The 10,197-nt window shown below is 64.2% G+C and carries 12 protein-coding genes and 1 pseudogene; 5 read left to right on the top strand and 8 right to left on the bottom strand.

Annotated features, from left to right (window positions below; translation table 11 throughout):
• The first annotated feature begins 360 nt into the window (after positions 1 to 360).
• The 5 genes and pseudogenes from EN749_RS21850 (at position 361) to EN749_RS21830 (ending at position 4,795) form a co-directional block, all read left to right on the top strand.
• The gene (locus tag EN749_RS21850; protein WP_128363942.1) at positions 361 to 1,128 is read left to right on the top strand and encodes an SDR family oxidoreductase; all 768 of its coding nucleotides are present in this window, start codon (positions 361 to 363) and stop codon (positions 1,126 to 1,128) included.
• Positions 1,125 to 2,078 (top strand): 2-dehydro-3-deoxygalactonokinase, encoded by a 954-nt coding sequence (locus EN749_RS21845; protein ID WP_128363941.1) that lies wholly within the window; start codon positions 1,125 to 1,127, stop codon positions 2,076 to 2,078. The genes EN749_RS21850 and EN749_RS21845 overlap by 4 nt, the downstream gene beginning before the upstream one ends.
• Positions 2,075 to 2,716 (top strand): 2-dehydro-3-deoxy-6-phosphogalactonate aldolase, encoded by a 642-nt coding sequence (locus tag EN749_RS21840; protein WP_063173488.1) that lies wholly within the window; start codon positions 2,075 to 2,077, stop codon positions 2,714 to 2,716. Before EN749_RS21845 ends, EN749_RS21840 begins: the two co-directional genes overlap by 4 nt.
• Entirely contained in the window at positions 2,713 to 3,594 is an 882-nt protein-coding gene (locus tag EN749_RS21835) for an SMP-30/gluconolactonase/LRE family protein (protein ID WP_128363940.1), read from the top strand. The genes EN749_RS21840 and EN749_RS21835 overlap by 4 nt, the downstream gene beginning before the upstream one ends.
• A gap of 126 nt (positions 3,595 to 3,720) precedes the next feature.
• Positions 3,721 to 4,795: pseudogene (locus EN749_RS21830) on the top strand (D-alanine:D-lactate ligase-like protein).
• Between the two features lie 382 nt (positions 4,796 to 5,177).
• Here EN749_RS21830 and EN749_RS21825 read toward each other — a convergent pair.
• The 8 genes from EN749_RS21825 to EN749_RS21790 form a co-directional block, all read right to left on the bottom strand.
• Positions 5,178 to 5,594 (bottom strand): GFA family protein, encoded by a 417-nt coding sequence (locus EN749_RS21825; protein ID WP_128363939.1) that lies wholly within the window; start codon positions 5,592 to 5,594, stop codon positions 5,178 to 5,180.
• A gap of 41 nt (positions 5,595 to 5,635) precedes the next feature.
• Positions 5,636 to 6,100, bottom strand: coding sequence for an SRPBCC family protein (locus tag EN749_RS21820; RefSeq protein ID WP_013528593.1), 465 nt, complete (start codon positions 6,098 to 6,100; stop codon positions 5,636 to 5,638).
• Positions 6,097 to 6,417, bottom strand: a complete 321-nt coding sequence (locus EN749_RS21815) for a helix-turn-helix domain-containing protein (RefSeq protein WP_127321643.1) — start codon at positions 6,415 to 6,417, stop codon at positions 6,097 to 6,099. Before EN749_RS21815 ends, EN749_RS21820 begins: the two co-directional genes overlap by 4 nt.
• A gap of 260 nt (positions 6,418 to 6,677) precedes the next feature.
• On the bottom strand, positions 6,678 to 6,965 hold the full coding sequence (locus tag EN749_RS21810) for a DUF1330 domain-containing protein (protein WP_023762651.1): 288 nt from the start codon (positions 6,963 to 6,965) through the stop codon (positions 6,678 to 6,680).
• 32 nt (positions 6,966 to 6,997) lie between these two features.
• Positions 6,998 to 7,711: an orotidine-5'-phosphate decarboxylase gene (gene pyrF / locus EN749_RS21805; protein WP_189367642.1), complete on the bottom strand. Its 714-nt coding sequence runs from the start codon at positions 7,709 to 7,711 to the stop codon at positions 6,998 to 7,000.
• Complete coding sequence (locus EN749_RS21800; RefSeq protein WP_127266740.1) at positions 7,708 to 8,304, bottom strand: NADPH-dependent FMN reductase; 597 nt, start codon at positions 8,302 to 8,304, stop codon at positions 7,708 to 7,710. The genes pyrF and EN749_RS21800 overlap by 4 nt, the downstream gene beginning before the upstream one ends.
• Before the next feature lie 305 nt (positions 8,305 to 8,609).
• Positions 8,610 to 9,215: a phospholipid N-methyltransferase PmtA gene (pmtA, locus tag EN749_RS21795; protein ID WP_023810874.1), complete on the bottom strand. Its 606-nt coding sequence runs from the start codon at positions 9,213 to 9,215 to the stop codon at positions 8,610 to 8,612.
• A 167-nt stretch (positions 9,216 to 9,382) separates the two neighbouring features.
• The coding region (locus EN749_RS21790) for a molecular chaperone DnaJ (RefSeq protein WP_145990968.1) at positions 9,383 to 10,197 on the bottom strand (815 nt) is incomplete at its 5' end.

The following is a 10,197-nucleotide window of genomic DNA, read 5'->3' as shown; positions in this document are numbered from 1 at the left end:
AGGCTATCTGTTCGGCAAGCCGGTCGACGCCGACGCCACGCTCGGCTATCTCCGCGATTCCTTCCGCGGCGCCCTGCGCGCCAAGGCGATCTGACCGGCGATCCCCGTGATCCGCAATCCTGGTGCTGCCGCTGTGCGATCCGGTGCGGCGCATTGTCGTTTTGTCTGACATAAGCCCAGAAATCCGGCGGTTCGCCCTTGCCCGCGCGCCTTGCGTGGCTAGGATGCGCCCCGATCACGCTACAGCGCCGCGCGTCCTTTTGGACGCGCAAAGGACGCTGTAGCAATTTACATTTTGCGCATGATTCCTTTCCGAAAATCGATGCGATTTTCGGGGTCATGCGCTGGGAGACAGGAACGATGATGCCATCGGCGCATTTTGCCGACCTCGAAGGAGCCTCGGTGCTGATCACCGGCGGCGGCTCCGGAATTGGCGCTGCCCTGACCGAGGGGTTTGTGCGCCAGGGCGCCAATGTCGCCTTCATCGACATCGCCGACGGCCCAAGCACGGCCCTCGCCGACCGCATCGAGAAGACGTTCGGCAAGCGGCCGCTCTATCTCAAGACCGATTTGCGCGACGTCGAGGCCCTGCGGGCGTCCGCCGCGAAGGCCGCCGAGGCGCATGGCGATGTCACCGTGCTGGTCAACAATGCGGCCTGGGATGAACGCCACGCCGTCGAGGACGTGACGGTCGGGTTCTGGGACAACAATCAGGCGATCAATTTGCGGCCGCATTTCTTCACCGCGCAAGCGGTGGCGCCGGGCATGAAGCGGGCCGGCGGCGGCTCGATCATCAACTTCACCTCGACATCCTATCTCATCAACCACCCCGACATGCCGTCCTACACGGCCGCCAAGGCCGGTATCCTCGGCCTGACCAAGGGGCTGGCCGGCAAGCTCGGTGTCGACGGCATCCGCGTCAACGCCATTGCGCCTGGCTGGGTGATCACCGAGCGGCAGAGGGAGCTCTGGGTGACCGAACAGGGGCTTGCCGCCCATGTCGCCAAGCAATGCATCAAGCAGGTGATGCAGCCCGACGACATCGTTGGCACCGTGCTGTTCCTGGCCTCGGACGCCTCGCGCATGCTGACAGCGCAGATGCTGGTCGTCGATGGAGGTTTCCTGTGAACCCAGCCGGCAACGCACCGGCGGTCGCCGCCGTCGACTGGGGCACGACCCGCATGCGGGTCTGGCTGATAGACGGGCAAGGCAAGGTGCTTGCCGAACGCCGTGGCGACGATGGCCTGATCACGGCGCAGCAGAAGGGCTTTTCGACCATCCTCGAAGGGCATCTGGCGGCGATGGGAGCACCAGCGGCGCTGCCCGTCATCATCTGCGGCATGGCCGGATCCCGCCAGGGCTGGCTGGAAGCACCCTATGTCACCGTGCCGGCGCCGCTTAGCGCCATCCTTGCGGGTGCCGCCAGCGTGCCCGGCCAGAGCCGCGACATCCGCATCGTTCCGGGCCTTGCCCAGCGACTGACTGACGCGCCCGACGTCATGCGCGGCGAGGAAACCCAGCTTGCCGGCGCTGGCTTGCCGGCCAAGGGACGCCAGCTGGTCTGTATGCCCGGCACCCATTCGAAATGGGTGCTGGTCGAGGACGGCACTGTCACCGGCTTCGGCACCTGGCCGACCGGCGAGCTGTTTTCCGTGCTTGCCGCGCATTCGATCCTGCGCCATTCGCTCGGCGAGCATCCGAAGCCGGTCACATCGGACAATCCGTTCTTCCGCCGCTGGTGCGAAACCGCATTGAGCGATGGCGGCGATGTCACCTCGCGGCTGTTTTCCATCCGCGCCGCCGGCCTGCTGCAGGATCTGAAAGCCGACGATGCCGCAGCCTGCCTGTCCGGCCTTCTGATCGGCGGCGAGATCGCCTCCGCCAGCCGTCGGCACGGCGCCGGTGCGGAACCCGTGGTGCTGGTCGCCTCCGGTGCGCTGGGAACGCTGTACAGCCAGGCACTCGGCCTTGCCGGACTTGAGGTCCGGGCCGTCGACGCCGACGAAGCGGTGCGTGCAGGTCTCGTCGAGGCGGCGCGCGAGAACGGCATGATCGCAAGAATTGGAGCAGCTCGATGAGCCAGACCGCACCGTTTCCAAAACTCAAGCGCGGCCTGGTTGCCATCCTTCGCGGGCTCAAGCCCACCGAGGCGATGGCCATGGGCCAGGCACTGTTCGACGCCGGCATCGAGGCGATCGAAGTGCCGCTGAACTCACCGCAACCGTTCTCGTCGATCGCCCGCATCGTCCAAGTGCTGCCGAAAACGGCGCTGGTCGGTGCCGGCACGGTGCTGACGCCGGCCGATGTCGATGGCTTGCACCAGGCCGGAGGGCGGCTGCTGGTCAGTCCCAACATCGATGCCGAGGTGATGGCGCGCGCCATGCACTACGGCATGGTGACGATGCCCGGCGTGTTCACGCCGACCGAAGCCTTCCAGGCGATCAAGCTCGGCGCCTCGGCGCTTAAATTCTTCCCGGCGAGCGTGCTGGGTGCAGGCGGCATTTCCGCGATGCGCGCGGTGTTGCCGGCGCAGACATTGGTCGGCGCCGTCGGCGGCGTCTCCGAAAAAGATTTTGCCGGCTACAAGGCGGCCGGCGTGACCGCCTTTGGTCTGGGCTCCAGCCTGTTCAAACCTGGCATGAGCGTCGACGAGGTGGCCGCGCGTGCGCAAGCTGCCGTCGCGGCCTGGGATGCGGTGTTCGGAGAAGCAGGATGAGCGAAGCCATTGTTTCGGTTTTTTCCGATCACGTCTGCCAGCTCGGCGAGGGGCCGAGCTACGATCCCGCCACCGATACGCTCTACTGGTTCGACATCGTCAACGGTCAGCTTCTGCAAAAGCAACTGTCCGGCGGCGCGGCCACCGTCCATGAGCTTGGCCAAATGGCGAGCGCCATCGCCGTCATCGACGACAAGCGCCAGCTTATCGCCGCCGAAACCGGCCTTTATGTCCGCGATGTCGCGACCGGCAAATTGACGCTGCACACGCCTGTCGAGGCCGACAATCCGGTCACGCGCTCCAACGATTCCCGGGTCCATCCCTGCGGCGCCTTGTGGATGGGCACGATGGGCAAGGGCGAGGAAAAGGGTGCGGGTTCGATCTACTGGTTTTTCCGAGGCGAACTGCGCCGGCTGTTTTCGGACATCACCGTCTCCAATTCGATCTGTTTTACCGAGGATGGCGCAATCGCCTACTACACCGACACCTCGACCGGGCTGCTGATGCGCGTCGCCTGCGACCCGGCGACCGGTCTGCCTGCCGGTGAGCCGAAGCTGTTCGTCGATCACCGCTCGGCCAAGGGCTATATCGACGGATCCGTGCTCGACCGCGACGGCATCCTCTGGAATGCCGTCTGGGGCGGCAGCGTCATCGAAGCCTATGGACCCGACGGCAAGCTCGTCCGCACGGTCGCCATGCCGGTGACGCAACCGTCCTGCCCGGCCTTTGTCGGCGCCAAGGCCGATCGGCTGGCGGTCACCTCCGCCTGGTCGGGCAAGGATGAGAAGCAGCGTCTGCTGGATCTGCAGGGCGGCATGACCTTTCTGCTCGATATTCCCGTCAACGGCCGCTTCGAGCCGCGTGTGCTGATCGCCTGAGCGAACTGGATTCTGCGGTCGGACGGTGCGTTGTCACGCAACCGCCCGCGCCGTGTCGGTTTCACGAGAGCCTGACGCCTTGACCATGCGATGGTAGGCAATCTTACTGCCGGAATCGTTCATCTCATGTCGAGCCGCAAGCCAAGACTGATCCTCGTCCATGAGCCGGAAAAGGCCTGCCTGGACCGCCTGGTCGCCGACGGTCATGCGCCGCAGCGTGCCGGCGAAATCGCGTCCTATCTGGCGCAGTCGACCGACCTCGCCCCCGAATTCGACATGCTTGGCCGCGCCTGCCGGGCACGCGGCCTGTCGTTCACGCCGGTGGCGCTGGACGACGCCGCAAGCGTCCTCGCCGGTGAGCATCCCAGCACAACGCTGGTCTGGACGCTGACCGACGGCATTGCCTATTTTCGCGGCGGCGCGGCGCCCGCTCTGGCGCGACTGGGCGGTTTCAAGACGATAGGCGCCGACGATGCGCTGTTCGCGCTCTGCCAGGACAAGTTCCGCTCCGGCGCCGTGCTCGGCGCGCTCGGCCTGCCGGTGCCGCAGGCCGGGGCTCGCGCGCGACGGCCAATGGCTGGTCGAGCCGCCGGCCTCGCCCGCCGGCTGGTTCGTCAAGCCCAACCGGCTCGGCGCCAAGATCGGTATCTGGCCGGACTCGCGTGTGGCCGACCTCGGCCATGCGCTGGAACTCAGCCGGCGCGTCTTTTCGGCCTATCGCGACGATGTCGTCGTCCAGCCCTATGTCGCCGGCCGCAATGTGCGCGCCAGTTTCCTCGGCCTGGTGCCTGGCGCCGGGGTCGAAGCCCTTGGCGTGGCTTTTGTCGATTCAGGCGCCGATTTCCAGACCATGGCCGACAGCCTGGCGCTCTACGGCGACACCGGGCAGGCAGCGAAAGCGGCGGGACATTACGCCGAGCCGGAACTCGTCGCGGTTGCCGACAGCCAGCCGGCTGCCGACGCCAGGATTCGCGCGATCGCCGGGCGGCTGACGAGCGGGCTCGGCCTGCGCGACGTGTTTTCGATCGATCTCAGGGTCGAGGCCGACGACACCGTCCATCTCATCGAGTTCGAGGTATGTCCCGGCCTGCCCTGCTTCGATTTCCGCGCCTATTGCCGCCAGCAATGGGGCCTCGAGCTGGCCGACGCCATGGCCGAGACCGCCGCCAGCCGGCTGAACGGCGTGCGCAATAGCGGTTAGGTGTTCGTCGCACCCTTTTTGCCTGACAGCGCGCGGCCGCAGTCGCGCACCTTGGCGCTGTCTCCGTAGCGCCTAGCGCTTTGGTGGACCCCTATAGAGATACCAGAGCGGCCACGCGACAAGGATGAGCAGGACTAGTATCAGTGCAGACCAATAAAGGAACGGGTCTTGGGCTCGATCTACGAGAAAGATCCCCCGGCCATGTTGCAGTGAAATGGCTTTCCCCGTCCAGAGGCCGGCTGCCAGGCCAATACCGCCAACAAGCATCTGTGCGATGAAAAGGCCCTTGCCGATCGGTGAATATCGATTACTTCCGGCCATGTAGGCGCCCCCCTGTAAGCGCCTGCAGCGTACCTCCGGAGGTCTGATACTTCCAGGGAATTTACCCGTGCGGCATTCGCTCGACCGCCTGCAAGGCGGGATCCATCTTGTCCCAGGCATGGCCGTGGCTCGTGTAGGTCACCATCTGCGGGCTGAACTGTTCCGGATCGTCGAGGCTGGCCGCGTGGACCACTATCAGCTCGGGCATGGCGACGGGTATCAGAAAGACCGGCGTTCCGCAGGTTGGACAGAAGGTGTGGATTTTTTCGTTGCCGCTGGCGCCCGCCACGCGCCAGGTGCTCACCTCCCCGGTGATGGCCATATCGGCACGTTGGCCGAAGGTCAGGTAGGATCCGTGGCCGGTGCCTGAGCGCTTCTGGCAATCGCTGCACTGGCAGTGGTTCTGGAAGATCGGCTCGTCATTGGTTTCGTAACGGATCGCGCCGCATGCGCAGCCGCCGGTATAGCGCTTGGTCATTGTCATTCTCCACGGGCCTGATTCTGCTTGAGGTCGCAACATCAGGCCGATTTCGGCTTGGCGAAAATGTCGATGCCGCTGCCGGTTTCGAGGAAGGATTTCAGGCTCGACAGCACCGCCGGCCAGCCCTGGCTGACGCCTTTCGCCATGCCGCTGCCGGCTTCGAGTTCGTCATGGCTGACGGTCAGTCGCACCATGGTGTCGTATTCCTCGATGGCGAACGTCACCCGGCTGGTTTTCGACGGATCGTCCGCCTGCGAAGCGTTCGCCCAGGTGATGACGAGGCGGGTCGGCGGCGAAATCTCGACGACCTTGCCGACGAGTTCGACGGTCCGTTCGTCATTGGCGCGGATGTGCTCCCATTTCGAGCCCGGCGTCCATTCGGAGACGTTCTCGTGGCCCCAGTAGCGCTTCGCGATCTCGGGCTTGATTATGGCCTCGAACACCTTCTGCGGCGTCGAGCGGATATAGGTCACGTAGACAAAGCTGGTCGTTTCCCTGGTCATCGGTCTTCTCCTTCGAGTTCTTGCTTCAGGTCGTGCAGCAGGCTGAGCCGCTGCCGTTCGAATTTCCGTACCCAGCGCTCGTAGACTTCGTGCAGCGGCACGGGATTGATGAAATGCAGCTTCTCGCGGCCGCGCTTGACCGTGCTCACCAGATTGGCCGCCTCCAGCAGGTCGAGGTGCTGGGTGGCGGATTGCCTGGCCATGTCCAGATGGTCGCAAAGCTGACTGAGCGTCTGCCCGTTCTGCTCGCACAGAAGGTCGAGCAGCCTTCTGCGTGTCGGATCGCCCAGCGCTTTGAAAACCTTGTCGGCGTCCATCTGCCTCACTCTGTTATAAGGCACAATATGCAGGTAAATACCTGCATGTCAACCGGCAATCCGACCCGCGTTGAATGACCGCTCGTCGGCACGGCTCCGCACCCGGCAACTGCGCCAGGCAGATGACCGTGAAATCGCCGGAGCAAAGAGATGTAAAATGGGCCTGCGGGGCTTCAAACGCCGCCAGGCTTTATCCGATTTTGAGCATGATCTCCGGTGAAACCGGAATGACTTTCTTCGGAACTATGCTTGCAAGGACCTCAGGCGCCCTCGACCAGGACGATTTCGCCGTCGGCGACCTTCTGACGGATGGCGACGGCGCGCTGGTATTCCGGCGAATGGTAGCAATCATGCGCGGCGGCAAGCGATTCGAACTCTATGATGACGTTGCGTGCCCGGCCGGGGCCTTCGGCCTTTTCATGCTCGCCGCCGCGCGCCAGGAACTTCGCACCGAAGCGCTCGAAGGCAGGCTTGGCGGCGGCGACATAGTCCTTGTAGCCTTCCGCGTCGCGCACATCGACACGGGCGATCCAGTATCCCTTGGGCATTTTCTTGGTCTCCGAACTTGTTCTTGGAAATCTCAGGCCGAGCGCATCTCGTCGAGGATGGCTTCGGCCGCTTCCCGTTTGTTGGCCGCAGCAATGATCGGCCGGCCGACGACGAGGTGGCTGGCGCCGTTGCGGATCGCCTGGCCCGGCGTCACGACGCGCTTCTGGTCGCCATGGTCGCTGCCGGCCGGCCGGATGCCGGGCGTCACCACCGCCATGTCGGGCCCGACGATGCGGCGCACCGCCTCGGCCTCCGCGGCCGAGCAGACGATGCCGCCCATGCCGGCATGCAGCGCCTGTTCCGAGCGCCGCAGCACCAGCGTATGCGGGTCGTACTCGTAACCGACATCGATCATGTCCTGCTCGTCCATCGAGGTCAGCACGCTGACGGCAAGCAGGCAAAGGTCGCTGCCTCTGGCCGCCTCTACGGCGGCCGCCATCGCCTTGGGATAGGCGTGGATGGTCAGCATGGTCATGCCCATCTTGACGATGTTCTCGACGCCCTTGGCCACTGTGTGGTCGATGTCGAGCAGCTTCATGTCGAGGAAGACCTTGGTGCCGCCGCTGGCCAGTTCCCTGGCGAAATCGAGTCCGCCGGCGAAGGCAAGCTGGTAGCCGATCTTGTAGAAGGAGACGACGCCGTCGAGTTCGCGCACCGCCTGCTCGGCTTCTCTCACTGTCGGCACGTCGAGGCCGACGATCAGCCTTTCCTGCATGGATTGGGCCTGCAAGGTGCTGGCAATCATGTCTCTATCCGGGTGGACAGCATGCGCGAGGTTTCGATCAGCGTGCGGCATAGATGCTCCATCGATTTGTACAGTCTTTCGTCACGGAAATTGCCGTCCTCGTCGAAGGCGCTGCCACCCTCGGGCACCGAGCATTCCGGCGTCACCACCTCCATCTGGCAACGTACCAACACGGCGCGCAGATGGTTGATGCAGCGGATGCCGGCAAAGTGCCCGCTGGAGGACGAACAGAGGCCAACGACCTTGCCGGCAAGTGGCCGCACCGGCCGCCCGCCATCCCTGCGCACCCGGCTCACCCAGTCGATCGTGTTCTTGAGCAGCGGCGGAATGGAGCCGTTATATTCGGGCGTGGCGATCAGCAGCCCGTCATGGGCGATCACCAGACGGCCGAGTTTCTGGGCGTTTTCGGGAACACCCTTTTCCTTTTCCAGATCCTCGTCCAGGATCGGCAAGGGATAGTCGGCAAGCGAGATGCGGGTCACCTCGGCGCCTTGCATGGCAAGTTCCTTCTGCGCCACGTCGGCCGTCCTGCCGCTATAGGCGCCGCTGCGCACCGAGCCGGCGAAGACGAGGATTTTCGGGATCACTGCCATTGGCCACCCTTGTTCCCGGACAGGTACAGCCAAGGACCGAGCAAATCAACGCCAACTTCGTCATCCCTGGGCGAAGCTCCGTCATGGAGACCCTGGAATCCATTCCGTGACAGCTATCCAGGAGTGCAGCGGAACAGAATTCTGCGCCGTAGCGGCGCTCGGAAGTCGCGGCATGGATCCTCGGGTCTGCGCTGCGTCGCTACGCTCCTTGCTCCGCCCGTGGATGACGAAGCGAAGGACGTTCCCGCCATTGCTAAGGTATGCGGTGAGCACTGGCGATCCGCGAACAACCCCGCGCCGAGAAATTAATGCGCTTCGCGGCGGTAGATCCACAGCTGGGTCGGCGGGATGTTGCGAAGGATGAAATCGAAATGCTTGACCGTATAATTGCCACGGCCGGCCGGGATCGGCGACATCGGGCCGTAGGTCAACTGCACGATCGGCCGTCCGGCCGGGATGCGGTCGAGCAGGCTCTCGATATAGGCAATGCGCTGGGCGACTGGGAAGTTGAGCAGCGGCACGCCGGAAACGACGGAATCGAAGATCATCCCGCTCTTGTCGCCAAGCGTGGCGTTGAGATTGAAGGCATCGCCCTCGATGACGTTGACGCCGGGATAGAGCCGCCGCAGATGACGGACGAAATCCGCGGAATACTCGACCGCGTAGAGGTTTTCGGGCCGCACGCCCTGGGCGAGGATGGCGCGGGTGATGACGCCGGTACCGGGGCCGACCTCAAGCACCGGCAGGCCGGATTTAGGATTGACGATCGAGGCCATTTTGCGCGCGGTGACCGAACTGGTGGGCACGATCGAACCAACCGCCTTCGGCTTGTCGATCCAGCCCTTGAAGAATTTGAGTTCGTCGTCGAACTTTTCGACAAGCGCCTTCCGCAGTCCAGGGCCACGTGTCATGCAAGCTCTCCTCAGCGCTCCCCGCAAAGTTACTTAGCACCTGAGCGGTGCTAGGCAAGGCGCGGCCGGACGCATGTCGTGGATAAGATAATTTTCGTCGCGTCTCAAGGGGTGACGCGATTCAAGGATTTACGCGTTGCAAATCGGCTTAGGCTGGCCAAAGTGCATCAACGTTCGCCAAAGGACTCGAAAAAATCCTTCATGCGGGCAAAAAAGCCGCTCGATTGGGGCGAATTGTCCTGCGAGGAGAGCTGTTCGAACTCCTCCAGCAGCTCACGCTGGCGGCGGGTCAGGTTCTGCGGCGTCTCGACAGCGGTCTGGATGTAGAGGTCGCCGACATTGGGCTGGCGCAGCACCGGCATGCCCTTGCCCTTGAGGCGGAACTGGCGCCCGTTCTGCGTGCCTTCGGTCACCTTGACCTTGGTCTGCGTGCCGTCCAGCGTCGTCACCTCGAAGGAGCCGCCAAGGGCTGCCGTCGTCATCGAGATCGGCACCTTGCAATACAGGTCGGCGCCGTCGCGTTGGAAGAACTCGTGCGGTTTGACCGCCAGGAAAATATAGAGGTCGCCCGATGGCCCGCCGCGCAGGCCGGCTTCGCCCTCATTGGCAAGGCGGATGCGGGTGCCGTCCTCGATGCCGGCCGGGATGTTGACCGACAGCGAACGCTCCTCGGTGACGCGGCCCTGGCCGGCGCATTTCGGGCACGGATCCTTGATCGTCTGGCCGCGGCCCTGGCATTGCGGGCAGGTCCGTTCGATCGAGAAGAAACCTTGCGTGGCGCGCACCTTACCGTGGCCGTTGCACATCGAGCAGGTGACGGGCTGGGTGCCGGGCTTGGCGCCGCTGCCCGAACATTCAGAGCAGGAGATCGACGCCGGCACCCGGATCTGCGCGGTCTTGCCGGCAAAAGCCTCTTCCAGGGTGATTTCCATGTTGTAGCGCAGGTCGGCGCCGCGTTCGCGGCCGCCCGACGAACGGCGCT

The organism is Mesorhizobium sp. M7A.F.Ca.ET.027.02.1.1 (genome assembly GCF_004022985.1).
Taxonomy (GTDB): domain Bacteria; phylum Pseudomonadota; class Alphaproteobacteria; order Rhizobiales; family Rhizobiaceae; genus Mesorhizobium.
The sequence above is the reverse complement of the archived record's forward strand: the minus strand, read 5'-3'. Positions and strand labels throughout refer to the sequence as shown.

Coding starts and splice junctions, on each gene's coding strand:
- EN749_RS21835 (WP_128363940.1), top strand. CDS start 2,713: ATGAGCGAAGCCATTGTTTCGGTTTTTTCCGATCACGTCTGCCAGCTC.
- EN749_RS21850 (WP_128363942.1), top strand. CDS start 361: ATGATGCCATCGGCGCATTTTGCCGACCTCGAAGGAGCCTCGGTGCTG.
- EN749_RS21810 (WP_023762651.1), bottom strand. CDS start 6,965: ATGCCCAAGGGATACTGGATCGCCCGTGTCGATGTGCGCGACGCGGAA.
- EN749_RS21825 (WP_128363939.1), bottom strand. CDS start 5,594: ATGACCAAGCGCTATACCGGCGGCTGCGCATGCGGCGCGATCCGTTAC.
- EN749_RS21800 (WP_127266740.1), bottom strand. CDS start 8,304: ATGGCAGTGATCCCGAAAATCCTCGTCTTCGCCGGCTCGGTGCGCAGC.
- EN749_RS21815 (WP_127321643.1), bottom strand. CDS start 6,417: ATGGACGCCGACAAGGTTTTCAAAGCGCTGGGCGATCCGACACGCAGA.
- pyrF (WP_189367642.1), bottom strand. CDS start 7,711: ATGATTGCCAGCACCTTGCAGGCCCAATCCATGCAGGAAAGGCTGATC.
- pmtA (WP_023810874.1), bottom strand. CDS start 9,215: ATGACACGTGGCCCTGGACTGCGGAAGGCGCTTGTCGAAAAGTTCGAC.
- EN749_RS21820 (WP_013528593.1), bottom strand. CDS start 6,100: ATGACCAGGGAAACGACCAGCTTTGTCTACGTGACCTATATCCGCTCG.
- EN749_RS21840 (WP_063173488.1), top strand. CDS start 2,075: ATGAGCCAGACCGCACCGTTTCCAAAACTCAAGCGCGGCCTGGTTGCC.